Origin of the sequence: Pseudomonas sp. NFPP28 (assembly GCF_900115535.1) — a bacterium.
In the GTDB taxonomy this organism is placed as follows: domain Bacteria; phylum Pseudomonadota; class Gammaproteobacteria; order Pseudomonadales; family Pseudomonadaceae; genus Aquipseudomonas; species Aquipseudomonas extremorientalis.
In genome coordinates this window covers 103,567-128,942 of the sequence record NZ_FOWT01000013.1, presented here as the reverse complement: position 1 = coordinate 128,942, position 25,376 = coordinate 103,567, and the positions used below count along the sequence as shown (strand labels likewise).

Annotated in this window: 26 protein-coding genes and 1 tRNA gene; 16 read left to right on the top strand and 11 right to left on the bottom strand. The window is 58.6% G+C overall.

The features are described from left to right. Window positions 1–8 precede the first annotated feature (8 nt). The 4 genes from BM110_RS28385 to BM110_RS28370 form a co-directional block, all read right to left on the bottom strand. Window positions 9–554, bottom strand: coding sequence for a hypothetical protein (locus BM110_RS28385; RefSeq protein ID WP_139220351.1), 546 nt, complete (start codon window positions 552–554; stop codon window positions 9–11). Further along, window positions 551–1,642, bottom strand: coding sequence for a hypothetical protein (locus BM110_RS28380; RefSeq protein WP_139220350.1), 1,092 nt, complete (start codon window positions 1,640–1,642; stop codon window positions 551–553). Before BM110_RS28380 ends, BM110_RS28385 begins: the two co-directional genes overlap by 4 nt. A 135-nt stretch (window positions 1,643–1,777) precedes the next feature. Beyond that, window positions 1,778–2,122, bottom strand: a complete 345-nt coding sequence (locus BM110_RS28375) for a hypothetical protein (protein ID WP_093514588.1) — start codon at window positions 2,120–2,122, stop codon at window positions 1,778–1,780. Between the two features lie 124 nt (window positions 2,123–2,246). Next, the gene (locus BM110_RS28370; protein ID WP_256575474.1) at window positions 2,247–2,663 is read right to left on the bottom strand and encodes a helix-turn-helix domain-containing protein; all 417 of its coding nucleotides are present in this window, start codon (window positions 2,661–2,663) and stop codon (window positions 2,247–2,249) included. A 101-nt stretch (window positions 2,664–2,764) separates the two neighbouring features. On the opposite strand from BM110_RS28370, the gene BM110_RS28365 reads away from it, so the two are divergent. The 12 genes from BM110_RS28365 to BM110_RS28300 all read left to right on the top strand — a co-directional run bounded on the left by BM110_RS28365 (window position 2,765) and on the right by BM110_RS28300 (window position 12,907). After that, on the top strand, window positions 2,765–3,013 hold the full coding sequence (locus BM110_RS28365; protein ID WP_093514624.1) for a helix-turn-helix domain-containing protein: 249 nt from the start codon (window positions 2,765–2,767) through the stop codon (window positions 3,011–3,013). 40 nt (window positions 3,014–3,053) lie between these two features. Then, window positions 3,054–3,524 carry a YmfL family putative regulatory protein gene (locus BM110_RS28360; RefSeq protein ID WP_093514587.1) on the top strand — a complete coding sequence of 157 codons (471 nt, stop codon included), beginning with the start codon at window positions 3,054–3,056 and terminating at the stop codon, window positions 3,522–3,524. Then, on the top strand, window positions 3,524–3,811 hold the full coding sequence (locus BM110_RS28355; protein WP_093514586.1) for an Ogr/Delta-like zinc finger protein: 288 nt from the start codon (window positions 3,524–3,526) through the stop codon (window positions 3,809–3,811). The genes BM110_RS28360 and BM110_RS28355 overlap by 1 nt, the downstream gene beginning before the upstream one ends. Continuing rightward, window positions 3,811–4,182, top strand: coding sequence for a hypothetical protein (locus tag BM110_RS28350; protein WP_093514585.1), 372 nt, complete (start codon window positions 3,811–3,813; stop codon window positions 4,180–4,182). The genes BM110_RS28355 and BM110_RS28350 overlap by 1 nt, the downstream gene beginning before the upstream one ends. Window positions 4,183–4,258: 76 nt before the next feature. Continuing rightward, window positions 4,259–4,492 carry a hypothetical protein gene (locus BM110_RS28345; RefSeq protein WP_093514584.1) on the top strand — a complete coding sequence of 78 codons (234 nt, stop codon included), beginning with the start codon at window positions 4,259–4,261 and terminating at the stop codon, window positions 4,490–4,492. A gap of 12 nt (window positions 4,493–4,504) precedes the next feature. Next, window positions 4,505–7,222 (top strand): toprim domain-containing protein, encoded by a 2,718-nt coding sequence (locus BM110_RS28340; RefSeq protein ID WP_175538873.1) that lies wholly within the window; start codon window positions 4,505–4,507, stop codon window positions 7,220–7,222. Window positions 7,223–7,247: 25 nt separating this feature from the next. Further along, complete coding sequence (locus tag BM110_RS28335) at window positions 7,248–8,066, top strand: hypothetical protein (protein WP_093514582.1); 819 nt, start codon at window positions 7,248–7,250, stop codon at window positions 8,064–8,066. A gap of 24 nt (window positions 8,067–8,090) precedes the next feature. After that, entirely contained in the window at window positions 8,091–8,438 is a 348-nt protein-coding gene (locus tag BM110_RS28330) for a DUF7673 family protein (protein ID WP_093514581.1), read from the top strand. Continuing rightward, window positions 8,435–8,641 (top strand): hypothetical protein, encoded by a 207-nt coding sequence (locus BM110_RS28325; protein ID WP_093514623.1) that lies wholly within the window; start codon window positions 8,435–8,437, stop codon window positions 8,639–8,641. Before BM110_RS28330 ends, BM110_RS28325 begins: the two co-directional genes overlap by 4 nt. A 58-nt stretch (window positions 8,642–8,699) precedes the next feature. Then, window positions 8,700–9,167: a DUF2528 family protein gene (locus BM110_RS28320; protein ID WP_256575473.1), complete on the top strand. Its 468-nt coding sequence runs from the start codon at window positions 8,700–8,702 to the stop codon at window positions 9,165–9,167. Next, a complete protein-coding gene (locus tag BM110_RS28315; RefSeq protein WP_093514580.1) occupies window positions 9,160–11,151 on the top strand; it encodes a DNA cytosine methyltransferase in 1,992 nt (663 codons plus the stop codon). The genes BM110_RS28320 and BM110_RS28315 overlap by 8 nt, the downstream gene beginning before the upstream one ends. 562 nt (window positions 11,152–11,713) lie before the next feature. Beyond that, window positions 11,714–12,907 carry an Arm DNA-binding domain-containing protein gene (locus BM110_RS28300; protein ID WP_093514578.1) on the top strand — a complete coding sequence of 398 codons (1,194 nt, stop codon included), beginning with the start codon at window positions 11,714–11,716 and terminating at the stop codon, window positions 12,905–12,907. Between the two features lie 133 nt (window positions 12,908–13,040). On the opposite strand, the gene BM110_RS28295 is transcribed toward BM110_RS28300, so the two are convergent. Next, window positions 13,041–13,130, bottom strand: a tRNA-Ser gene (locus BM110_RS28295). 320 nt (window positions 13,131–13,450) lie between these two features. Between BM110_RS28295 and BM110_RS28290 the strand changes: the two genes are divergently transcribed. The 3 genes from BM110_RS28290 to BM110_RS28280 all read left to right on the top strand — a co-directional run bounded on the left by BM110_RS28290 (window position 13,451) and on the right by BM110_RS28280 (window position 16,182). Next, window positions 13,451–14,143 carry a crotonase/enoyl-CoA hydratase family protein gene (locus BM110_RS28290; RefSeq protein ID WP_071491433.1) on the top strand — a complete coding sequence of 231 codons (693 nt, stop codon included), beginning with the start codon at window positions 13,451–13,453 and terminating at the stop codon, window positions 14,141–14,143. A 212-nt stretch (window positions 14,144–14,355) separates the two neighbouring features. After that, window positions 14,356–15,078 (top strand): lysophospholipid acyltransferase family protein, encoded by a 723-nt coding sequence (locus BM110_RS28285; RefSeq protein WP_093128101.1) that lies wholly within the window; start codon window positions 14,356–14,358, stop codon window positions 15,076–15,078. 132 nt (window positions 15,079–15,210) lie between these two features. Beyond that, the gene (locus tag BM110_RS28280; protein WP_092242626.1) at window positions 15,211–16,182 is read left to right on the top strand and encodes a magnesium and cobalt transport protein CorA; all 972 of its coding nucleotides are present in this window, start codon (window positions 15,211–15,213) and stop codon (window positions 16,180–16,182) included. Here BM110_RS28280 and BM110_RS28275 read toward each other — a convergent pair. The 3 genes from BM110_RS28275 to BM110_RS28265 all read right to left on the bottom strand — a co-directional run bounded on the left by BM110_RS28275 (window position 16,179) and on the right by BM110_RS28265 (window position 20,346). Then, window positions 16,179–16,892 (bottom strand): amidotransferase, encoded by a 714-nt coding sequence (locus BM110_RS28275; protein ID WP_093514577.1) that lies wholly within the window; start codon window positions 16,890–16,892, stop codon window positions 16,179–16,181. The genes BM110_RS28280 and BM110_RS28275 overlap by 4 nt on opposite strands. An 84-nt stretch (window positions 16,893–16,976) precedes the next feature. After that, window positions 16,977–19,124 (bottom strand): 3-hydroxyacyl-CoA dehydrogenase NAD-binding domain-containing protein, encoded by a 2,148-nt coding sequence (locus BM110_RS28270; RefSeq protein WP_092242624.1) that lies wholly within the window; start codon window positions 19,122–19,124, stop codon window positions 16,977–16,979. A 16-nt stretch (window positions 19,125–19,140) separates the two neighbouring features. Continuing rightward, window positions 19,141–20,346, bottom strand: a complete 1,206-nt coding sequence (locus BM110_RS28265) for an acetyl-CoA C-acetyltransferase (RefSeq protein WP_093514576.1) — start codon at window positions 20,344–20,346, stop codon at window positions 19,141–19,143. A 645-nt stretch (window positions 20,347–20,991) separates the two neighbouring features. On the opposite strand from BM110_RS28265, the gene BM110_RS28260 reads away from it, so the two are divergent. Further along, window positions 20,992–21,798 carry a c-type cytochrome gene (locus tag BM110_RS28260; RefSeq protein WP_093514621.1) on the top strand — a complete coding sequence of 269 codons (807 nt, stop codon included), beginning with the start codon at window positions 20,992–20,994 and terminating at the stop codon, window positions 21,796–21,798. A 45-nt stretch (window positions 21,799–21,843) separates the two neighbouring features. Here the strand turns inward: BM110_RS28260 and BM110_RS28255 are convergent, their stop codons facing one another. The 3 genes from BM110_RS28255 to BM110_RS28245 are packed head-to-tail and all read right to left on the bottom strand — an operon-like array spanning window position 21,844 to window position 25,008. After that, the gene (locus BM110_RS28255) at window positions 21,844–22,647 is read right to left on the bottom strand and encodes a transglutaminase family protein (RefSeq protein ID WP_092242614.1); all 804 of its coding nucleotides are present in this window, start codon (window positions 22,645–22,647) and stop codon (window positions 21,844–21,846) included. After that, window positions 22,644–23,594 carry an alpha-E domain-containing protein gene (locus tag BM110_RS28250; RefSeq protein ID WP_071491441.1) on the bottom strand — a complete coding sequence of 317 codons (951 nt, stop codon included), beginning with the start codon at window positions 23,592–23,594 and terminating at the stop codon, window positions 22,644–22,646. Before BM110_RS28250 ends, BM110_RS28255 begins: the two co-directional genes overlap by 4 nt. Before the next feature lie 4 nt (window positions 23,595–23,598). After that, window positions 23,599–25,008, bottom strand: coding sequence for a circularly permuted type 2 ATP-grasp protein (locus tag BM110_RS28245; protein ID WP_092242611.1), 1,410 nt, complete (start codon window positions 25,006–25,008; stop codon window positions 23,599–23,601). Between the last annotated feature and the right edge of the window lie 368 nt (window positions 25,009–25,376).

Sequence of the window (25,376 nt, the reverse complement as noted above, 5' to 3'; positions counted from 1 at the left end):
ACATGAGGCTAAGATTTAGCATTATGTTTCAACCGTTTTAAAAGTGCTGCTTTTGTCTTTCTTTCTTGGGCGCGGTTAGAAATCCTAGCTTCAAAATTTGATATTTTTCTAGTATCCAGCAGAACCTTTACAGAAGTTACCGCAGCGGCAACGAGTAAGAAGCCTGCCGCACGCAACGTCCAAGTAATTAAGTTTAACTCCAAAAAAAACGGGGAAACATAAAAAAGCACACCTACGACCGATGTACTTACTAAATAAAAAACATCGATCAAGATTAACCGGAGAACCTTGGCATCCACCATCGCCTCCAATCGACGCTTTTCATCCCGATTAATCCCCTTAAGCTTCTTCATATCATTAAATTTGAAGATAAGCTGGGTGACTAACGTCATGGGTGCCAGCAATAGCCCCATAATTAGAAGAGGCATGACAGGCTTATCATTGGGCATATGAGCTGCAACAGCCCCAAGCAGATATCCAGACAGAACACAGGCGCCCAGCGTAACTAGGAGCCAAAATATCGAAAAGCCTGCATGCCCCGTTTTCTTGTTCACTCCGCACTCTCTAGAGTTGAATCTACTTCTGTGGATGAAATCTTAGAAACAAGCCACTTGTGCATTTCATGGTATAAAATACTTTCATCAACCAAACCATTATCCATATACTTAACGCTAATACTACCTGAAAGCTTCAGCTCGTCACCTTTAATCTTACCACCGCCGTGAAGATTGATCACGACATCAGATTCTGGCGTATGCCTCAGGCTTGTAGCGACTGAGTCAATTACCGTTTGTCCAATTTTTGTGGTTTTCCGAAGGTATGTAATCTCCAACGCAACATGAATATTAGCCTCGTCCAAAGAATCTTCCAAGTTCAGACGCTCAAGAAATCCCTCCGGCAGGGCAGCCTTTAAGATAGAGGCGGCCATACCATGTGGAACGAAGCGAACTTTACTTGCATGTGTTTCTTCAGTTTCAGTACGGACAACGTCATTCTTTTTTGGTTCAGATGGGTCTGTATAAACTTCAGTTGTCAAAGGTGCACCCAGCTTGATACTTTTCACTGGTGCAGCTTGCATTTTTTTATATACAGATTCAGCAGGCTTGTCTTTTAGAACAAGCATCACATTGGCAGGAATAACACCAGTGCAATCTCCAAGCAACCATGCCAAATGTGCCTCAAGCTCTCTACTTTTAAGCGCAGTAGACTGCATTATAATCATATGATTATCGATAACTCCAAAGTAAAGCATAGACTCTAGGAATTCTCGACGCTTCTTTGCGACAGCCTCACTATCTAAAGCTGTGACGGTGTCCCCTTCCGCGTTTTTTGTTTCATCAGGAATTTTTTCTGATGCCAGAGCATCAATAGAATAAAATTCTGCCTCGTCATCTACGGTAATAAAAGGTTGTTGCCGTCCCGACTCCAGAAAAACGAGCTGACCAAATGTCATACCGTTGCTGTCGCCAAATTGGTTTACAAAAATTACCGCCGTATCGCTACCATTTACTTTTTGCTGTCTCTGACTTGGTTTAGCAGCAGTGCCGGTTTTACTAAGAGCTGTTTGCAAAGAAACTTGTAGATTTACATCACCAGTAATAAATACATTTTTATAATGAATAGATTTAGATTTAGTGACCATACCCTTCCCCAATTATGCTAAATACAACAACACAGCCTGGATTTAGTTCTTATTTAAATGTTAGACGGCAGCTATCAGCGAAACAAACGCCACTAGCACTCTTCAAAAATCGATTGTTATATTCCGCATCTTCTATCACTCTCCGCACTTCGATATCGTTACTTTGATTGAGTGCGGCGACTGCTCTTTGGCCAAGTTGATTTGAGTGCTCGGTGTGCTCCTTTTTTCTGGAACCTTCGAACCCGTCCAGGCAAGGTCAATGCGCTCACCTTTGAATTCGATCTTGGTACTGAAAACCATGTCACGGAAGGTGAAGTGAGGAACGTTCCAGGCGGGCAAATCCTCTACCTCGGCCTGCTTGAGAAGCGACGATTCGATCGCTTTAAAGATGTCGGTTTGCTTCACATTGCTCAGGTCAGCAAAGGCGACAGGGAGGCGGAAAATAAGTGGCAACGGGGCTATAGCACCTACTTTGAGCATGGATCATGTCCTTATGTTGATTTCAAGGTAGCGCCAGTTGGCATACTCGCAGCACTGTAATCGGCTTTAGCGAGGTGGATCATCAGCGTCCCTGTTTGACTGATCCGTTCTCAATGGGTACAGACTATGCTGGCCGTTTGGTATCGGCAAGGGCTTCCGTCAAATCCTTTAGGCGCTGCTCTATGTCCCTTATGCGTTTCTTTTCTTCAGCAGCGCTCTGTATCTCCCGCCTGTCGGTCTCTTCCAAGGACCGGAACAAAGCCAGGATTGCATCTTCCTGAGGGCTAGTGACTGGCGAAACAGTCGGCGCGACTGACCCACCTCGCAACATTGTCCCTTCCCCAGTGAGCAGCCAATCCAGCGAAACGCCTTCAGCCTCGCTTACGTTTACGCATAACGCATAAGGAATGGACTGCCGGCTACGCCAGCTTCCCAACGTCTGTCGATTAACGTCCAGCTTACGCGCCAGCTCGCTATCGCTATCAACGGCAAAAACCGTCATCAAGCGTTCAAGCACGGCGTCGAGAGACTTTTTCTGCATTTTGAATAAATACCGCTTGATTTATTTAAATGGAATAAATAGGCTTATGCGCAATGAGTACATCTTAACCAACTAGGAACACATCAACCATGAGCCAAGCCATGGAAAAGCGCCAGATCCAAGCACGGCTGATCGAGCGTGGCAGCAACTTCCGTCAGTTCGCCCTCAGCCACGGCTATGAGGTGCGCACGGTGACGCAAGTGGTTAAGCGCTGGGCTGGCAACAAAAAGCTGCCTCGTGGCCGGTTGACGTTCCAGATACTGCAAGACCTGTCGCGGGTAATAGGTAAGGAAGTGCTGCCGGGAATCCTTGCGGGGACCACCGAGCAAATCTCAGCACAGGCCGTATGAAATGACTGTAGGGGCGACGACTCCAGGGAGAAACCAGAAGATGAAACGCCCAGTTCTAGACAGCAGAAAGAGCGTCGTAATGGCCGTCATCGGCGCCTACCCAGGCGGTCGGTCGTATGCCTCGGCAGACCTCGGCATGCCGCTGAAGAAGTTCGACAACCAGGCCTACGAGAACGCTGGCAGCCGCCCGCTGACCGATGAACACATTCACCGTCTTGAGCAGGTCGCCGGCACCACATTCCTGGCGGACTACATCGCTTCAATGTATGGCGGCATGTTCGTTCCGCTGAGCGTCCCGGAGAGCCTGGACAACGTGGAGTTGTACAGCCGCTCGCTCAAGGCCTCGGCCAAGCGGGGCAAGGTCGACCAAATCATGTCTGCCGCCCTGGACGATGGGGTCATCGAAAGACGTGAAGCCGACGCGATCATCGCCGCCCTGCTCACCTATATGTCGGCCCGTTACGCCGAGGTGTTCGCGACCATTCAGCTCTACAGCCAGGGAGCTGTCTAGTGAGTACTTACAAGCTGGTCTGCCCCCACTGCCACGGCCGGATGCGCATCCGCACCAGCGAAGGCCAACACATTTTCCTGCGTATTGCTTACTTGCAATGCACCAATGAGGCCTGCGGCTTCGTGGCGCGTGCTGAATTTCAAATGACCCACGAGCTGAGCCCCAGCGGCATGCCCAACCCGGCTGTACAGCTGCCAGTCGCAGACGTGGTCATTCGCCGCCAGACAATGAAAACCGCCAACGATCAACCCGATCTGCTGGACCAACTGGAAATGGAGCGCGCGTGATGAACCTTGATCAACAGACTCATGACTACCGCAGCAGCATGCAACACGCTGCTTTCGCTTACCTGCAACGCCATGAAGCAGAACACCTTGTGGATTCCGATCTACTGTTCGATCGCTGCATCCGCCACCTGACCCTTGCGTTGGAAGTGCCTGTGTTTATGGCACCGAAGCTTGTCCATAACGCCTGGACTGAACTGCAGGTGATCAAGAAACGCCGTTGGATTGGCGTCGACTGGGCCAGTGGTACGGACAGCACGCGTGTCCACCTGGTGGACGTCCTCGCGGATCAACGCTTCCCGGTTCCGGCTCGGTTTCTGCCACAAAAATTGCTCGACCAGCGCAGCACCGTACACAAGCCACACCCTCAGTAACGCTCCCTTTTAAACCCCCGCCCTGCCCCATTCCCAATGGGTTTGGGTGAGCTTTGCCCGCAATCCGAGGTGGACCATGGAAATCGACATCGCCATCACCGCAAAACTGCCCCGCGACCAGGCCGAGGCACTGCTCCAGGACATGCGCGCGCAGTACGCGTTGCTGTTCAACGAGCATTGGTATGACGACCGTTTTCGCATGATCCCCGAGGGTTTGCGGCACGGTTCGTTGCTGGCGGCCTTCCCTGCGCTGGCTGCACGAAAAAGTCTGATTGGCGCCCTTAAACACAGTCTCGACGAAGCGAAGTAAGCCACGATGGAAATGAAAGAAAGGCTGCGCGCCGACGTCATCCAACGCATTGAGCGGGATTACCAGCTCAAGCACATGCGCGGCACCGACTATATGCGTAAGGGCGTTTGCCCTGCCTGCGGCCAGAAGACCCTCTACACCTTCTACGACTCGCCCTGGACACTGATCTGCGGACGGCCGGAAAAGTGCGACCACCGCGTCCACGTGAAGGACGTTTACGACGACTTGTTCAACGACTGGAGCAAGACCGCCCCGTCTACGCCGGATAACCCCCTTGCCACGGCACGCGCCTACCTTGAGTTTGCGCGGGGCTTCAAGTTTGAGCTGATCGCCGGTTGGTTCACCCAGGACAACTACTGGGATGGTCGGCTGAACATCGGCAGCGCCACGGTGCGTTTCGCCCTGGAGAAAGGTGGGTACTGGGAGCGCCTGATCGATCGGCCAGACCGCTTCGGCAAGATGAAAGCGCGCTTCCGCCCTACCGGCGAAGGTTTGACCGGTTACAAGGGTGTCTGGTGGTGCCCGCCGAGCGTGGACCTGCTGGAGGTCGACGAACTCTGGATAACTGAAGGCATCTTCGACGCCATCGCGTTGCTGCATAACGACGTGTCGGCCGTGTCGATGATGTCCAGCGCGCCCTGCCCGATCGATTCACTCAAGGCCCTGGCCAAACTGCGCCACGACGCGGACAAGCCTTTGCCGCTGCTGGTGTGGGCACTGGATAACGAGCCTGTCGCCAAGGCCAACATGCGCCGCTGGGCGAAAGAGGCACGCGACCTGGGCTTCACCTGCAAGGCGGCGGTGATCCCACAGCCCCACGGCAAAAAGGTTGATTGGAACGACTTGCACCTGCGCTGGAAACCGATCGAGGGCGACGACAAGCGCGCCGAGCGGATCGAGCAGGATCTCGACGAAGCCCGCCACCACGGCGACCTGCTGCTGGCTGACTCCGCAGAGGAAAAGGGTTTTCTGATTTACCTGCGCAACGAGCGCAAGGAATTCAACTTCACATTCCGCAAGCGCCTGTACTGGTTTCGGCTGGACCTCGATAAGTACGACCGCGCCATGAGCGATCTGGAGAGTTCAGAGCGGCATGAGGACCAATTACTCAATGACGATCAACGTCGCTACAAGGCGTTGCGCCTGTCTGCCTCGGTGTCCAGCATCGCCAACTGCAATTTCCAAGCGCTGTACTACATGCGCAACGACCTGACCGACGAGGCCTGGTACTACTTCCGCATCGAGCGCCCGCAAGGGCCTGCCATCAAAAGCACGTTCACGGCCAAGCAGCTCACGTCGGCGCCCGAATTCTCGAATCGCCTGCTCAACGTCGCCAATGGTGCGTGGTTCGAAGGCAGCGCACAGCAACTGAAACGGATCTTGGCGCCCCAGCTGGACTGCCTGAAAACCGTCAACACCATCGAATGGATCGGCTACAGCCGCGACCATGGCGCCTATGTCTTCAACGACTTGGCATTTCATGGCGGCAAGGTACAGGTGCGCAACAAGGAAGATTTCTTCGACCTCGGCAAGCTGAGCATCAAGTCGCAGAGCCAGTCGCCGGTGCTGCATATCAACACCGACCTCAACGCCTACAACGAAGGGTGGTTCGAGATCTACTGGCGCTGCTTTGGCGTACAGGGGCTGGTGGTGCTGGCCTGGTGGCTGGGCGCGTTGCACGCCGAGCAGATCCGCCAGATCCACAAGTCGCTGATGTTCCTGGAGCTGGTGGGCGAAGCCGGCTCAGGCAAGACCACCCTGGTTGAGCTGCTGTGGAAGTCGGTCGGGCGCACTGATTACGAAGGCTTTGACCCGTCCAAAGCGACCGCCGCCAGCCGCGCGCGCAACTTTTCACAGGTCAGTAACTTGCCGGTGGTGCTGATCGAGTCCGAGCGTGAACAAAAGGAAGGCCAGCCGGTTAAGCACTTCGACTGGGACGAACTGAAAACCGCCTACAACGGCCGCAGCGTTCGCTCCACCGGCGTGAAGAACAACGGCAACGACACCCACGAACCACCGTTCCGCGCCGCCCTGCTGATCGCTCAGAACAACCCGGTGAACGCGTCGGAACCGATCCTGCAGCGTATCTGCCATGTCCACCTGACACGCGAACACCACACCCCGGAAACCAAGCAGTACGCCGAGCAACTGGAGCGCATGCCGATGGACAGCATCAGCGGCTTCCTGGTCAAGGCGCTGCAACGCGAAGCCGAAACCATGCGCCTGATGGAGGAAAACACCTCCGGCTACGAACAGGAGCTGCTGGCCCAGCCTGGCGTGCGCACCGTGCGTATCGCCAAAAACCACGCCCAGTTGCGCAGCCTGGTGGATGCGTTGGCCGGTGTCGTGCCCCTCGGTGACCGCCGCAGGGCGTTGGCACATGCAGAAATCAACCGCATGGCCCTAGAGCGACAGCAGGCAATTAACGCCGACCACCCAACCGTGCGCGAGTTTTGGGACCTGTACGAGTTCCTCAATGGCATGGACGAGAAAGCAGCGCTGAACCATGCGCGCCGCGATGGACTGATCGCCGTGAACCTCAACGAGTTTGTGGAAATGGCTGCCAACAAACGGCAGCAGGTGCCGCCGCTGAGCGACCTGAAACGCCTGCTCAAGACCAGCAAGTCACCCAAGTTTCTGGAGTCGAACAAGCCTGTCAACTCGGCCCGCCAGGTCGACGCCTTCGACAAACCTAAAACCATTCGCTGCTGGGTATTCCAGGGCGTTTAACCACCACCACAACAGGAGCAATAACATGCAAAACGAACTGAAAACCGCGATCCGCTTTGACGATTTCTATGCCGCATTCCGCTCAAAAGGTGTGGTGGCAATGGCCTGGTGGCTCGGCGCGATGCACGCAGAGCAAATCCGCGCCGACCATCAAAGCTTCCCATTCCTACACATCGTTGGCGGACCTGGTAGCGGGAAATCATTCCTTATCAGCTACCTCTGGAAACTCCTGGGCGAGGAAGAATTTACGGCCTGTTCACCTGAATATGCGACGCCGGCTGGCCGTACGCGCGCGCTGTTCAACGCAAGCAAGCCAATCGTTATTTTCGAGTCGGTACCAAACGCAGAATCGACTTTTGACTGGGAGGAGCTCCGCGATTTGTACAACAGCGGCGGCACCACACGGCACGTCCAACGGAGCGAATCGCAAACAACTTACTTTCGAGGTGCGCTATCGATCATTAGCAACGCTCCCCTTGAGTGCAGCGAAATGCTCGATAGCCGCATTGTCCGAATCCAGTTGGGCAGCGAGCACACACAAGAGAGCATGAACGGCGCAATGGCGTTGCGAGGTTTGTCTGCTGAGCAAGCCGGAGTGTTTGGCCTGACAGTGAAGCAGAGCCGGGAACAACTCCTGAGCACCTTCAACAAGCTCGCCCCCACCTATACAGCAGCATGGTTAGAGGAGAGTGCCGGGCCTTCAAAACGCGCGGCCAAAAACGGCGGGCAGCTGATCGCCTGGGTGGACGTACTCAGCTCAATGCTCGACCTGAGCAACGAGCAGCGGCTCACCGCGCTGAACACTATCAAATTGATTATCGACGAAGACTTCCACCCCTTCTGATTGCCTCTCGACAGGAGACTTCGCATGAACCCAACACACCCAAAACCGCAGCCCAACTGGTTTCAGCAATTGCAAGAGTTCGAAGCCATGCGCCCCGCCATCCGCAAGGCCGGTATCGAGGCACTCGGGCGGCTGGTCCCAATCGCCCAGCGTGATACAGGCCAGAGCGCAGTGATCGGTCGCTTCCTGCTCGGGCTCTACAACGGCCGCGACTACCCCTTCGTGCTGACCAGCCTGCGTGGTCTCGACACCGCGCTGTTCGACGACTGCCTGGCAGTGCTGCAACTGGACTACTCGCCCGAGCAAGAGGTGCACACGTACCTCCCCGATGGCGATGCCATTTGGGAAGAACTGATCGGGACATGGGCATGAAGTGGGCGCCGAAACGCAACAGGGATGGACAAGTCCAGCAGAACTGCTGGGTTACCGACAGCGGCTACACAGTCGCGCTGTGCCGGTTGCCGGAGTCGCGCTACCCCGTCACTCGCCCAGGAGGCGAACTGCCCTTCGCTTATGCGAAGGACCGGGACGAAGTCATAACGATCATTGAGCAAGACCAGGCCAAACCGGCCTGAAAGATGGTGTCGAGGAGCGCCAACTCCCCGACACCTACCACTACTAAGGAGCAGCACCATGCAAGCACAGAACCCAAGCAGCAGCGGCGTAGAGGCTAGCACCCCACCGAACATCAAGCGATACCTGATCAAGGAAACCTGGAAGGAATACCAGGTCACTCTCGAGGTAAATCACGACGTACTGACCGAGGAAACTGCCTCACTAATCAATGATTTTTGGTCGAACGCCGATGACAGGCTCTCCGCTGAAAACGGTGATGTCGTCCGGACCGTTATCCGCTTGTTTGGTCAAACGATGATCTGCCGGATGCTGAGCGAAGGCGACGCAAGCTTCAGCATCACCACCAAAAACCTTATGACGGGTGACAACCCTGGACCTTTTTGGACCGAAGACCTTCACAACGAAGAAGGCTGGGGTGGCAATGAACCTGGGCCTTACGGCTTTTGCGGCATTCGCGTCATCGCAGCTGATGTCGAAACACCTAGTTACGACGACGTTGAATTGGTGGAGGTGTCTTATGCTTAAGCGCACCCTCACCCACTTTCACCTTTGCTGCGGCCTTGGCAGCGGTGCCGCTGGCTTCAGCGACTCCAAACCAGTCCTGGGCCCCGTGCAAGCTGAATGGCGTTGCCTGGGCGGCGTCGACGTCGACCCGGCAGGCTTACGTGACTTCCAGATGATGACCGGTGTGCCTGGCACGCTTATGGATCTGTTCACCCGCGAGCAGTTCACCGCGTTCCACGGTCAGAAGCCGCCCGCCGGCTGGAAAGAAGCAACCGCCGAGGACCTGCGACGCGCCGCCGGCAACGAAGACCCGGACGCGGTGTTCATCAGCAGCCCATGCAAGGGCGCTTCGGGTCTGCTTTCCGAGTCAATGAGCCAGACACCCAAGTACCGGGCACTCAACGAGCTAACGCTGCGCTGTGTGTGGCTGATGTGCGAAGCCTGGAAGCACAAGCCGGTGAAACTGATCGTGTTCGAAAACGTTCCACGCCTGGCAACCCGTGGCCGCTACCTGTTGGACCAAATCACCAAGCTGCTCCGCCATTATGGTTACGCAGTGGCGGAAACTACCCACGACTGTGGCGAAATTGGTGGGCTGGCCCAGAGCCGCAAGCGCTTCTTACTGGTGGCCAGGCACATCGAGCAGGTTCCTGCATTCTTGTATGAACCTGAAAAGCGCAGCCTTCGCGCCGTGGGTGACGTACTGAGCCGTATGCCGCTGGCCGGCGATGTCGATCAGGCGGGCCCCATGCACCGGGTGCCGGCGTTGCAGTGGAAAACCTGGGTGCGCCTGGCCCTGGTCGAGGCTGGGAAAGATTGGCGCAGCCTGAGCCGGTTCGCGATCGAGGACGGGTACCTGCGCGATTTCGTGATCGTGCCGGAGTACCGCGCCGGCTATATGGGGGTGCACGACTGGCAGGACACCGCCGGCACGGTCGCCGGGCGGTCGAGCCCAACCAACGGCAAATTCTCGGTTGCCGACCCTCGACCGACCAGCAAATACGAATACACCCAATACGGCGTGCTGCCCTATGACCGCCACTGCGGCGTGGTCACCGGCCAACGTAGCCCAGGGCAAGGGACCTTCAGCGTTGCGGACCCGCGCATGGGCGGCGAGCGGCACAACAACGTGTTTCGCGTGGTTCGCAACGACCAAGCCGCCGGCACTGTCACGGCAGGGCATGGCCCCAGCTCCGGCGGACAGGCGGTGGCCGACCCTCGGCAACCGTCCAAGGGCTTCGGCAAATACCTGGTCACTGACTACAGCAAGCCGGCCGGCACCGTGATCGCCGGCAGTACCACTGGCCAGGGCGCTTTTGCCGTGGCCGATCCGGCCTACAAAAACTGGCACCCGAACGCCAGCACGCAAAAGCTGCGGATCACGCCCTGGTGCGAGAGCGCCAAGACCGTGACCGGCTCACAACAGGTAGCCAGCGGCGCGTTATCGATCGCAGATCCGCGCCCGGGCATGTCGCGCACCAAGGGCGACGCCTACCTGACCGGCGGGCATTACGGCGTGGTCGACTACAACACCCCGGCCGGCGCAGTTTCCGCCAGCGCATGCCACGACAATGGCCGGTGGTCGGTCGCAGACCTGCGCATGCCGGCACCCAACGACCGGCTGACCTGCATGATCACCAGCCTCGACGGCACCTGGCACCGCCCGTTCACCACCCTGGAGCTGGCTGCACTGCAATCGTTGTTTGATCCAGAGGACCACTGGTCAGCAGATCCGCAGACCGCTCATGAGATTGAGCGTATGCAGCGGGTTCGAAAGATTGAACAGGCGGGGGTTTTCCGGCTGGACGGTATCAACGACGGCCACCACCGGGAGCGGATCGGCAACGCGGTACCGCGCGCGGCGGCAAGGGCGATGGCCGATGTGTTCGGCATGACGCTGCTGCTTTCCGAGGCTGGGGAGACGTTCATGCTCAGCAACGTGTCGATTTGGGTGCAGCCGGTGGCGATTGCGCTGAGCGTGACCCAGCAGGAGGTTGGTGCATGACTGTGTTGCTGCTGCTTTATCTGTGCGCCGATACGACCCGTACGGATTGTCAGGTAGTGAAGGCTGATAGCTGGAACGGGCCTCACGCTTACGAGCAATGCATTGACGTCGTACCTGGCCTCACTGAGGCACTTACCGCGCGCAACCGAGAGCGACATCGGTTCGTTTGTGAAGTCCAATCCGACGCCGCACAGCCCGCTGACCATGTGTCCCGGCCGACCTTTATCCATCAATCGTTTCGGATGTAAGGGGGACGCAATGAACAACGGAAAATCCTTTCCCTGGAACCTGGACCTAACCGGCATATGCGACCAGTGCAACAGATCCCGTGCCCACGGCAATCACCAGAAGTGCAGCAAAGCGCGTCAGGCGCTCAACGCCAAGCGTCGGGCCGAGGAAGCCCAAGCCGGTACCACACCAGCACCTAGAAAAAGTGCCGGCCTGTTCTGGTTACTTCGCCAGCAGTGATCGGCAACACTTCACCGCAATACACAAAGGCCCGGAGACGGGCCTTTTTTCTTTCACCTGGAAGAATCTTTCAATACATCGCGTGGGGACGCATATGGCAGATGGCGTAGAGGCCCGTGGCAATTCGGTACGGGTCTATTTTCGTTTTAATGGCGAGCTGTGCCGGGAGCTGGTGCCCGGAGGCAACACACCGGCCAACCGCGAGCATGCAAAGCGCCTGGTCACAGTCATCGAATACGAGATACAGGCCGGCACCTTCGATTACCGCCGGCATTTTCCCGAGTCGAGCAAATTGGCCGAGAACAGCTTCGGGCACTACCTAGACCTATGGTTGACCATCAAGAGCAACAGCGTGGCCGCGACCTCTTTCCGGGGGTACAAGAACAAGGCTGAGGTCCATGTGCGGCCGCGCTGGGGTGACGTTCAGATCGATCAGATTGACCACTTGGACCTGCAGGAGTGGATTCAGGGGCCGTTGTCGAAGCGGCTGAAGAACAAAACCATCCGCGACATCATCAGCAATGTGCGCCAGGTGTTCCGGCTGTACCGCACCCGGAAGAAGGTCGCGCACGACCCAACTGAAGGGTTATTCGTGCGTCTGCCCGATCCAGAGGCGCCAGACCCGTTCACCAGGGCGGAAATCAAGCAGATCCTCGAAACACCGACCAATCGTACCCAGGAGCTGCTGATGGTGCAGTTCATGATTTGGGCAGGGCCGCGGGTGTCGGAGACTATTGCCCTGGCCTGGGAGGATGTCGATCTGAAACAGGGGACAGTAACTTTCCGCCGATCCAAGGTGCGGGGAGCCTATCGCGTGACGAAAACTCGGCGTTCTACTCGCAAGGTGCGTCTGCTGGAGCCAGCGTGGGATGCCCTGCGCAAGCTGGACGCCATCAACCAGCTCAAGACCGTGGATACGGTGGATGTCGTCGAGCGGGACAACAAGACGGTCCGCAAGCACAAGCTGCACTTCGTATTCCTGAACACCAAGAGCGGCTTGCCGCACGTCAGCGACTTTGTCGTAAGGGACCGGTTCTTCAAAGCACATTTAAAAGCGGCCGGGGTTCGTTATCGCGGTCCGGGCCAGTGCCGACACACCTACGCCAGCCAACTGCTGACCACCGGTGTGGCCTCGGTGGATTGGATAGCGGAGCAGATGGGCCACACCAGCGCGAACATGATCCGACAGCACTACGGCATGTGGATCAATGAGGACGGCCCGGACGTCATCGGCATGCTGCAACACGCCCTGGGCATCCAGCCACCAGGTGGTGACAAAGCCCCGTAAACCGGGGTTCGAACGCGGGCAATCCAGCAGCTTGTGTTCCCAAGGATGTTCCCATATGGGCCTTTTTTGACCCCCTGAAAACACAAAACCCCTGAAAACTTTAACGTTTTCAGGGGTTTAGTCGTTTCAAATTTGGCGGTGAAGGAGAGATTCGAACTCTCGATACAATTTCTTGTATACACACTTTCCAGGCGTGCTCCTTAAGCCACTCGGACACTTCACCGTATCTCGTCAAACCAGTTCAGTCTGTCGAGGCGCGCTAATGTAGTCGAAAGCCTTTCTGATGGCAAAGGTTTTTTTCAGAATATTCATGCGCTTAGCCGGTTATGCCGCTCACCGCCCGGCAAGGGGCGTTGATTGTGCCATTCTCAGGCATCGGCGGTAGGTGTCTGGGGCGGCGATTGTGCCCTGCCCCAGGCATTCCGATGCGCTGTGCAGGGGAAAACCCTGACTGGCCAGTCAGTCACAGCGCTTTACCGGGGCGGGCGTGGTGGGTAACGTCTGCTGCATTCTTCTATAACAAGTCCTACAAGGAACCGCGTCATGAGTGAGTTGATTGCCTACCACCTCGAAGACGGTATCGCGACCCTGACCTTGAGCAACGGCAAGGTGAATGCCATTTCTCCGGCGGTGGTCAGTGCCTTTAATGAAGCGCTGGACCAGGCGGAGAAGGACCGGGCGGTGGTGGTGATCACCGGTACGCCGGGGATTTTGTCGGGTGGTTATGATTTGAAGGTGATGACCGCCGGCCCTAAAGAGGCGATCAGCCTGGTGACGTCCGGTTCGACGTTGGCGCGTCGCCTGTTGTCGCACCCGTTCCCGGTGATTGTGGCGTGCCCTGGGCATGCGGTGGCCAAGGGTGCCTTCCTGCTGCTGTCGGCGGATTATCGGATTGGCGTGGAAGGCCCGTTCAGCATTGGCCTGAACGAAGTAGCGATTGGCATGACCATGCACCACGCCGGTATCGAGTTGGCGCGGGATCGCCTGCGCAAGTCGGCGTTCCATCGTTCGGTGATCAATGCCGAGATGTTTGACCCGCAGGGCGCGTTGCAAGCGGGCTTCCTCGACAAGGTGGTGGCACCGGAAGAGCTGCACGCGGCGGCGCTGGAAGCGGCGCGTCAGTTGAAGAAGCTCAACATGAACGCCCACAAGCACACCAAGTTGAAAGTCCGTAAAGAACTGTTGGAAGCCTTGGACGACGCCATCATCCAAGACCAGGGGCATATCCTGAGTTAATCCCTACGCCTGATACACCGAAGCCCGACCTTACGTCGGGCTTTTTCGTACAACCAATTCCGAATCATCTTCAGCCGCTCTAGCTTGCCCGTATCGACAGATGTTGAAACATGCGCTTAAACATCGGCTATCTCCTACCTCTACCGGGGTAATTGCCGAATACAGTGCACAACCGTACACTGCGCCACCTTTTGTCCCGGTAGGCCGTGTCGATGCTTTTCCTGTTGCGTATGTTGTTGATGAGCCTGCACTTTATGCTTGCCGGCGTGCTCGGCGTGCTGGTTGGTGTGTGCCGGCCGTTCAACCCGGACAACAGTCGCCTGTGCGCACGCCTGTACGCGGTGCCGGCCATGTGGATCCTGCGGCTCAAGGTGAAGGCCGATGTGGACTCGCTGCGCAACAAGCCCGGCACCTGCGTGATCATCGCCAACCACCAGTCCAACTATGACCTATTTGTGTTCGGCACCGTGGTGCCCCACCGTACGGTGTGCATCGCCAAGAAAAGCCTGAAGTGGGTGCCGCTGTTCGGCCAGTTGTTCTGGCTGGCGGGCAATGTGTTGATTGACCGGGGCAATGCGCACAAGGCACGCCGCGCGATGCTCACCACCACCCACACGTTGCAGCATGAAGACACCTCGATCTGGGTGTTCCCGGAAGGCACGCGCAACCTGGGCAAAGGATTGCTGCCGTTCAAGAAAGGTGCGTTCCATATGGCGATTGCGGCGGGGGTGCCGATTGTGCAGGTGTGTGTCAGCAATTACGTCACGCATATGCAGCTCAATCGCTGGAACAGTGGGGATGTGCTCATACGGTCGCTGCCGCCAATTCCTACCGTTGGCATGACTTCGGACGACATCCCGGCGTTGATGCAGGCGTGTCATGCACAGATGGAAGCCTGTATTGACGAGATGGACCGCGAGTTGCGGGCAGCCTGAACACCACTTGAAGGCGCTTCGCCCCCCAGCGCGAGCAAGCTCGCTCACTACAAAAAGCTCGACGCAACGACGGAACGCCATTCAGGCTAAGCTGCCCAACACTTGTCCTCCCAATAAGAAGCGATCAGCACCATGGGTAGAGTTGTTGCGGCCGCCGTCTACAGCGCCGGTAAGAAAGTCACGGATATCACCCTCGATGAAGGCGCGGCCTGGGCCGCCAAACCCGATCACTTTGTATGGATAGGCCTGGAAGAACCCGACGCCCGGGAGCTGGCCAACCTGCAACGCCAGTTCAACCTGCATGAACTGGCCATCGAAGACGCCCTGGAAAAACACAGCCGCCCCAAGCTGGAAACCTTTGGCGATGCGCTGTTTATCGTCACCTACTCGCCGGTGCGCGAGAACGGCAAGCTGGAGTTTATCGAGACGCATATCTTTGCCGGCAACGGCTACATCATCACCGCGCGCAATGGGCACTCGGCGTCCTACGGCTTTGTGCGCCAGCGTTGTGAGGCGCGGCCGCTGTTGCTGGAGCATGGGGAAGACTTCGTACTGTATGCGCTGCTGGATTTCGTCACCGAAAACTACCAACCGGTGAGCGAAGCGATCCATGCCGAGATCGATGAGCTGGAGCGCAACGTGTTGTGCAGTTCGCTGAGCGAGCGGGATATCCAGAAGATCCACGGCCTGCGCCGCGACGTGTTGCGACTCAAGCGTTATGTGGCGCCGATGGTGGAGATCAGTCAGGAGTTGCAGAAGCTCAGCTTCCCGTTCATCGACAAGAACATGCGCCCGTATTTCCGTGACGTGCAGATTCACGTGACGCGGCAGATGGAAGACCTGACCACCCTGCGCGATATCGCCAGCCAGACCATCGAAATCGGTGTGTTATTGGAGGCTTCGCGCCAGAGCGTGGTGCAGCGCAAGTTTGCCGCATGGGCGGCGATCCTGGCGTTCCCCACCGCAGTGGCGGGGATTTACGGGATGAACTTCCAGAACATGCCCGAGCTGCAATGGCACTACGGCTACTTTGCGGTACTCGGGTTTATTGCGACGGGTTGCACGGCATTGTGGGCCAGTTTCAAAAGGTCGGGTTGGCTTTAGGATTTGTGCGCCACAAACCGCATCATCCATTCCGCCACGGTTGCACCGTGGTGGTCGCGCTCGAGGCTGGCCACGCCGTTCGTATAGACTTTTTCGCCCAGGGTTGTCTGGAGAATCTCCAGCAACTCGCGGGAATAATCATGGACAAATTCCGGGTGGCCCTGGAAACACAACACCTGGTCACCGATGTGGTACGCCGCGAACGGGCAAAAAGCGCTGGAGGCGATGACCGTGGCATTCTCCGGCAACGTGGTGACCTGGTCCTGATGGCTGATCAATAGGGTCAATTCCGGTACTTCAGGGCTCATCCACGGGGCCTTGGCATCTAACTGGTAGTCGTGAATGCCCATGCCCCAGCCCTGGCCGGCGCGCTCGGTCTTGCCGCCCAGCAACAGTGCCAGCAACTGATGACCGAAGCAGATGCCGAGCAGCTTGTCGCCACGCTCGTAACGGCCGAGCAGGTAGGTCTTGAGGGTCTGGATCCATGGGTCAGTGCCGAAGGAGTCGGCCTTGCTGCCGGTGACCAGGTACGCGTCAAAGACTTCGTCGTCCGAGGGGTATTCACCGTTCACCACGTTGTACACCACGAACTCGGCGGGAATCGGCTGCTTGGCGAACAGGCGCTTGAACATCTGCCCGTACCCTTGGTATTGATCGATCAAGCCTGGACGCAGGATATCGGTTTCCAGGATACAGACGCGTAGCGACATAAAAAATACCTGACACGGTGATGGGAATATTGCACACCCCCAGAGCCTGCCTTGAAATACCCCTTCAAGGCAAGCCCCCCAGCTTCACCGGAACACTTCGCCCTGCGCCGCTTTCTCCAGCAACAGCGCCGGCGGCGTGAAACGTTCGCCATACTGCTGCGCCAGATAGCGGGCGCGGGCAACAAAGTCGTTCAAGCCGTATTGGTTGATGAACTGCAGCGCGCCACCGCTCCAGGCCGCGAAACCAATGCCGAAAACAGACCCCACGTTCGCGTCCGCCGTGGACATCAACACCCCCTCCTCCACACAGCGCACCGTCTCGATGGCCTGGATAAACAGCAGGCGGTCGCGTACATCCTGTGCAGAGATGCGTTGGTCGGGTCGCTCAAAGCGGCTTTTCAACTCTGGCCACAGGTACTTTTGCCCGCCGCTGGGGTACTCATAGAAACCGCCTCCCGCCGCCTTGCCCAGCCGCTTGTATTCATTGACCAACAGATCGATCACCGCCGTCGCCGGGTGCGCAGGCAGCGCCTTGCCCTCCGCCTGCAGGTCCTTGGCCGTCTGCTGCCGGATATGGCTCATCAGGCTGAGGGACACTTCGTCAGACACCGCCAACGGCCCCACCGGCATGCCGGCCTTGCGCGCTTCGGTCTCGATCATCGGCGCGGCCACGCCCTCACCGAGCATGGCAATGCCTTCGTTAGTAAAGGTGCCGAACACCCGTGAAGTGAAGAAGCCACGGCTGTCATTGACCACGATCGGGGTTTTCTTGATTTGCAGGACAAAATCCAAACCACGGGCCAGGGTTTCGTCACTGGTGCGTGCGCCCTTGATGATTTCCACCAGCGGCATCTTGTCCACCGGGCTGAAGAAGTGCAGGCCAATGAACCTGGCCTGATCCGGCACCGCCGTGGCCAGGCCGCTGATGGGCAAGGTGGAGGTGTTGGAGGCGATCACGGCGTCGGCGCCGACCACGCTTTGCGCAGCGGCCGAGACCTTGGCCTTGAGTTCGCGGTCTTCGAACACCGCCTCGATGATCAGGTCACAGCCTGCCAGATCAGTATCAGAGGCCGTAGGAAGAATCCGCGCCAAAATGGTTTCCCGCTGCTCGGCGGTCAATTGCCCACGGCTGACCTTCTTGTCCAGCAGCGCCGCCGAATGCGCCTTGCCCTTCTCGGCGGCCGCCAGGTTGATGTCCTTGAGCACCACCTCGATGCCTGCGCTGGCGCTGACATAGGCAATGCCCGCCCCCATCATCCCCGCGCCCAGCACGCCGACTTTACGCGTGATATGCGGCGCAAACCCTTGCGGCCTCGAGCTGCCGGAGTTGATCTCGTTAAGCTGGAACCAGAAGGTGCCGATCATGTTTTTTGCGACCTGCCCCGTCACCAGCTCGGTGAAGTAACGGGTTTCGATCAGGTGCGCGGTGTCGAAGTCTACCTGGGCGCCTTCGACGGCCGCACAGAGAATTTTCTCCGGGGCGGGGAAACAGCCGTTGGTTTTACTGCGCAAAATCGACGGCGCAATTGCCAGCATCTGCGCAATTTTCGGGTTCGAAGGGGTGCCGCCCGGAATCTGGTAGGCCTTGTTGTCCCACGGTTGCCTGGCGTCCGGATTGGCCAGGATCCAGGCGCGGGACTTGGCCAGCAACTCATCGCGATCCGCCGCCAGTTCGTTGATCAAGCCGGCTTGCAGCGCCTGTTGCGGCCGCACTTTCTTGCCTTCGAGCAAATACGGCAAGGCCTTTTCCAGCCCCAGCATACGCACCATGCGCACCACCCCGCCGCCCCCCGGCAGCAGGCCCAGGGTGACTTCCGGCAAGCCCAACTGCACCGACTTGTCGTCCAGCGCGACGCGGTAATGGCATGCCAGGCAAATCTCCCAGCCGCCGCCGAGTGCCGCACCATTGATTGCGGCCACCACGGGTTTACCGAGGGTTTCCAGGCGCCGCAGTTGCGCTTTCAACACCCGCACACCGTCATAGAAATCCTTGGCGTGGGCCTTGTCGACCTTGATCAGTTCATTGAGGTCGCCACCGGCAAAAAACGTTTTCTTCGCCGAGGTGATGACGACGCCGGCGATGCTGTCCCTTTCCGTCTCCAGGCGCTCGACCGTGGCCGCCATGGCCGCGCGGTATACGCCGTTCATGGTGTTGGCGCTTTGGCCGGGCATGTCGAGGGTCAGCACCACGATGCCGTCCTGGCCTTTTTCGTAACGAATGGCTTGGGTCATGACAAATTCCTTGGGCTCAGAGGCGTTCGATAATGGTGGCGATGCCCATGCCACCGCCAACACACAGGGTGGCCAGGCCATAGCGCTGCTGGCGTACTTCGAGTTCGTCGAGCAGGGTGCCGAGGATCGCGCAGCCGGTCGCCCCCAACGGGTGCCCCATGGCAATCGAGCCGCCGTTGACGTTCACACGTGCGGCGTCGATGCCCATGTCCTTGATGAACTTGAGCACCACCGAGGCAAACGCTTCGTTGACCTCGAACAGGTCGATGTCTTCGACGCGCAGGCCGGCCTTGGCCAGGGCCTTGCGCGTGGCGGGCGCGGGACCGGTGAGCATGATCGTCGGATCGGTACTGGTGACCGCCGTGGCAACGATACGTGCCCGGGGTTGCAGGCCCAGTTCACGCCCCTTGGCTTCGGAGCCGATCAACATCAGCGCCGCCCCGTCGACGATGCCGGAACTGTTGCCGGGGGTGTGTACGTGATGGATGCGCTCTACATGGCTGTAGACCCGCAACGCGGTGGCATCGAAGCCCATCTGCCCCATCATTTCGAAACTCGGCTTGAGCTTGCCGAGGCCTTCAAGGGTGGAATCGCCGCGAATGAATTCGTCATGGTCCAGCAGCACGATGCCGTTCTGGTCCTGCACCGCGATCAGCGACTTGTCGAAGGCACCGTCTGCACGCGCCCTCGCCGCTTTCTGCTGAGAATGCAGGGCAAAGGCGTCGACGTCCTCGCGGGTGAAACCTTCCAGGGTGGCGATCAGGTCCGCGCCAATACCCTGTGGGGTGAAGTGACTGTGCATATTGGTCTGCGGGTCGAGCACCCAGGCGCCGCCGTCACTGCCCATGGGCACGCGGGACATGGACTCGACACCGCCGACCACCACCAGGTCCTCGAAGCCGGAGCGGACTTTCATCGCGCCCAGGTTCACCGCCTCCAGGCCCGACGCGCAGAAGCGGTTGACCTGCACGCCGGCGACGCTGATGTCCCAGTCCGCCACCAGCGCCGCGGTCTTGGCGATGTCGGCGCCCTGGTCGCCTACCGGGGTCACGCAGCCGAGCACGATGTCGTCCACTTGATGAGTGTCGAGGTCACTGCGTCGGGCCAGCGCGGTGAGCAGGCCGGCCACCAGGTTCACCGGCTTGACGCTGTGCAAGGCACCGTCCGGCTTGCCTTTGCCACGGGGGGTGCGTATTGCATCAAAGATCAACGCTTGGGTCATGACGTCCTCGAACCAGTGTGCATGTGTGCCCTACCTTAGGCCCGATTGACACGGTTTCAATGACGGATGCGCTCATTGCTTTTGACCCCCTCGCTCGGACGAACGGTAGGTACCTAAGGTAATCCCCTGATTAATCGTTTTAGCTGTCTAGCCAAGGCATTGGCGCCAAGATGGCGATATGCCTCATGCCTTTTTAAGCAGAAATACTGATTAACTGATACGAAATGAGTCTAAGCCGCGAAGAACAAGGCCTCTAAGGTTGAATCAGTAGGAAGTTGCTGCCGGGTTTTGCCGGAGCAACTGTAAGAAAAGCGACACGTCATCTCGCCATACTGAAATAAAACCGGCACGCATTTGACGCTCAGGAATAACAACAAAAGGCAGTCAGCCATGTTCAAACATTCGAAAGTACGTCAGGCGGGACTCATTCTGTTCGCCACCACACTGATTCTGATCTTGCCCAATTTAACCAAGGTTATTGGGTGACACCTCCACGCCCACATGCCGTGCATTCACAGCACCGGTTCTGCAGTTTTTGGCAGCGCCTGCAAGGACATTGCGCATAGCGGTCCTGCAGGGGCTGTCTTTTTGCGTGCAGATTTGCGCTATCGTGAGCAGCATCGCCACTCGACACCGGGCCCTTTCTTGAAAGCCATCCTTGCCCTCCTCGCCTTGCTCATCAGCCTCCCCACTGCGGCGGCCCAATTGACCATCGAACTCGACCACTCCCGCAAGACCTGGGAGACCGCCGACTTGCTCAAGCACCCGCAAGCGCAGACGGTGCAGATCGCCGATGACGTCTCCTACAAGCGCAGCATGAATTATCGCGCAGTGCCGCTGGCCGTACTCCTACCTGGCTTGAAACCCGAGAGCCACGTGCAAGCGGTGGCCCTGGATGGATTCGCCGCCGAACTCACCGCCGCGCCGTTGCTGGAACAACAGGGTGCACGCGCCTGGCTGGCGGTGGAGGATCCTGCTCAACCATGGCCGGCGCTGGCAGATGGCAAACCCAGTGCAGGGCCGTTCTACCTGGTGTGGACCAACCCGCAAGCCGGGGCTATCAGCCCTGAGCAGTGGCCATTCCAGATTTCCGCGATCAAGCAGTTGAAGACAGTGGCGGAGCGTTTTCCGGCGTTGTTGCCGGATCCGAAGCTGGCGGCCAACGACCCGATCAACCAGGGTTTTGCCCTGTTCCAGAAAAACTGCCTGGCATGCCACCGCCTCAATGGCGCCGGAGACGGCCAGGTGGGACCGGACCTGAATATCCCCTACAACCCCACCGAGTATTTTGGCGGTGATTTCCTCAAGCGCTATATCCGCGACCCACAGAGTTTGCGGCATTGGCCGCAGGCGAAGATGCCGGCGTTCGCGACCAGCGTGTTGCCCGACGGTGAGCTGGATCTGTTGGTGGGGTATTTGAAGCATATGGCCGGGCGTAAACCGCAACCTTAAACATCCGGTGGCAAACGCCACGACACCCCGCTCGCCGCGACCCTATCATTGCTGCTGGACGGAAATCACCGGCGTCGGCGCCACGAACACCTTGGCATGCATTTGCTCATGCCCACCGCCCCGGCGCATGCCGCGCACCGGGCAAGCATCGAGGTAATCCAGCCCCACCGCCAGCTTCAAATGCCGCTCCGGGCGCGCCAGTTGGTTGGTCACGTCAAAACTGTACCAGGCGTCATCCAGCCAGGCTTCGGCCCAGGCGTGGCTGGCCAGGTGCGTGCTGTCCTCGGTGTATAAATACCCCGACACATACCGCGCAGGAATGCCCAGGCTACGCGCACAGGCCAGGAACGCGTGGGTGTGGTCCTGGCACACGCCCGCCCGGCCGGCGAAGGCCTGGGCGGCGCAGGTGTCGACTTCGGTCGCGCCAGGTGTGTAGGCCATCGCCTGGTTCAGCGCGTGCATCAAGTCGATCAACGCCGTGCGGTCGCGCCGTTGACGGCAGTGCTGTTCGGCAAAACCACGCAAGGCGTCATCAGGTTCGGTCAGGCGGGTGCACCGCAGGAACGGGAACGCCGATTGGCTCTCGTGCTCGGCCTCACGCAGCTCGTCGATATCCACCTGGCCACGCGCGCCAATGATGATGGCGTCGTGGGGCTCATCCAGGGTCAACACATGCAGGATGTTACCGAACGGGTCCACCTGGGCACGCACCGGGCGCGGCAGGTCGAGTTGCCAACTGAGCACATGCTGGCGCTCGCTGTCATGGGGCGTGAGGCGCAGGTACTGGATGCTGGCGCGCACCTGGTCTTCATAGTGGTAGGTGGTTTCGTGGCTGATGGAGAGTCTCATGCCGCCTCCAGGTAGGAACTGTAGATGGCGTCGCCCAACTGGCGGACCAAAGGGATAAAGTCGGTCAGCCAGGCGTGCAGGCCTTCCTCAAGGATTTCATCGATGGCGGTAAAGCGCAGGCGCGCATCCATCTCGGCAGCCAGGCGCTGGGCCGGGCGGCCGTTGATGCCGGGCAGGCTGGCGAGGATCTGGTCGATCTCTTCACTGCAGGCACGCAACGAGCGTGGCACATCGGCGCGCAACAGCAGCAACTCGGCGACTTGCCGCGCGCCAGGCGCATCGCGATAAATCTCGGTGTAGGCCTCGAACGACGACAAGGCGCGCAGCAAGGCACTCCATTGATAGTAGGCGTGGGCCGTGCCATCGGTGACAGGCTCGGCGCGGTCACCGGCCATTTCATAGCGGGCGTCCAACAGGCGCAGCGTGTTGTCGGCGCGCTCGATAAAAGTGCCCAGGCGGATAAACCGGAAGGCGTCGTTGCGCATGATGGTGCCGTAGGTGGCGCCACGGAACAGATGGGAGCGTTCCTTGACCCACTCACAGAACCGGCTCATGCCATAACGGCTGAGGCCCTGCTGGGCGATATCGCGAATATCCAGCCAGGTGGCGTTGATGTTTTCCCACATATCCGCGGTAATTCGCCCACGCACGGCATGGGCGCTGGCCCGCGCCGCACCGAGACAACTGTAGATGCTGGCCGGGTTGGCCGCGTCCAGCGCAAAAAAGTGCAACAGGCGTTCGGCGTGCAATTGGCCGTGACGCTCGTGGTAATCCTCCAGGGTGCCGGTAATCAACAACGGCATGGCCAGTTCATGCAGGCCATCGCCGCGCCCATCCTGGGGCATGAGTGACAGCGAGTAGCTGACGTCGAGCATGCGTGCGAGGTTTTCGGCACGCTCCAGGTAGCGCGACATCCAGTACAGATCCGAGGCAGTTCTACTCAACATGGCATCAGTCCTCGACCACCCAAGTGTCTTTGGTGCCGCCGCCCTGGGACGAGTTGACCACCAGCGAGCCTTCGCGCAAGGCCACGCGGGTCAGGCCGCCGGGGACTACACGGGTCTCCTTGCCGGACAACACAAATGGGCGCAGGTCGATATGGCGCGGCGCAATGCCGTTTTCGACAAAGGTCGGGCAGGTGGATAAACACAGGGTCGGCTGGGCGATATAGGCGTGGGGCTTGGCCTTGATACGCGCACGGAAGGCTTCGATTTCCGCTGCCGTGGACGCCGGGCCTACCAACATGCCGTAGCCGCCGGAGCCCTGGGTTTCCTTCACCACCAGGTCGGGCAGGTTGGCGAGCACGTGGGACAGTTCGTCGGGCTTACGGCACTGGAAGGTCGGAACATTCTTCAGGATCGGTTCTTCATCCAGGTAAAAACGGATCATCTCGGTGACGAAGGGGTACACCGACTTGTCATCCGCCACCCCGGTGCCGATGGCATTGGCCAGCACCACATTCCCGCAGCGATAAGCCGCGAGCAGGCCGGGCACGCCGAGCATGGAGTCCGGGTTGAAGGCCAGGGGGTCGAGAAACGCATCGTCGAGGCGACGGTAGATCACGTCCACGGCCTTTGGCCCATCGGTCGTGCGCATGAAGACGCGATCGTCACGCACGAACAGGTCGGCGCCTTCCACCAGTTCCACCCCCATCTCACGGGCGAGAAAGGCATGCTCAAAGAACGCGCTGTTAAAGCGGCCCGGCGTCAATACCACCACGCTGGGGTTATCCAGGGGGCTTGAGCTTTTCAGGGTGTCGAGCAACAGGTTGGGGTAGTGATCGATAGGCGCGATGCGCTGGGCAGCGAACAGTTCGGGGAACAGGCGCATCATCATCTTGCGGTCTTCAAGCATATAGCTGACGCCGCTGGGCGTACGCAGGTTGTCTTCGAGCACGTAGTACGTACCGTCTCCATCGCGTACGAGGTCGACGCCGGAGATGTGGGAATACAGGTCGCGGTGCAGGTCCAGGCCCTGCATTGCCAGCTGGTATTGCTCGTTGGCCAGCACCTGTTCGGCAGGAATGATCCCGGCCTTGATGATGCGTTGCTCGTGATACAGGTCGGCGAGAAACATGTTCAGCGCCTTGACCCGCTGGATGCAGCCGCGCTCGACAATCCGCCATTCGCTGGCGGGAATGCTGCGCGGGATGGTGTCGAAGGGAATCAGGCGCTCGGTGCCCTGCTCGTCCCCGTAGAGGGTGAAGGTGATCCCGGCGCGGTGAAACAGCAAATCGGCTTCGCGCCGGCGCTGGGCCAGCAGTTCAGGCGGGGTTTCGGCCAGCCAGCGGGCGAACTCGCGGTAATGCGGTCGGACCTGGCCTGCCCCATCGTACATTTCATCGTAATAAGTGCGGATCATGCCGAACTCCTTGTCACCCGGGCGAAAGAACCGTCGCAAGGCCCGTGCCAGCGGCATAAACACTTAGAAATCAGTGAGTTGAATTAACCACGCAATCTGCTCGCACCGTCCTGGTGCGCAGAATGCCCGGTGCACTGCCCGGCGCTTCATCGCAATGCGGGCTTTGACTATCAACAGCATAGTCAGAGTTGATTTCACTGCCCGGCGCAGGCTGCGGATAATCGGCCCCATCTGCTGAACTGCCTTCAGCGCTCCGCTCTTCCCTTTAAGCCACCCTCATGGGTGGCCTTTTTTTGGTGCGTAAAAATAGCGCGCAAGTTCCGAGTAATTTTCCCACCTCACAAACAAAATCGGCCGACCCAAAGGTC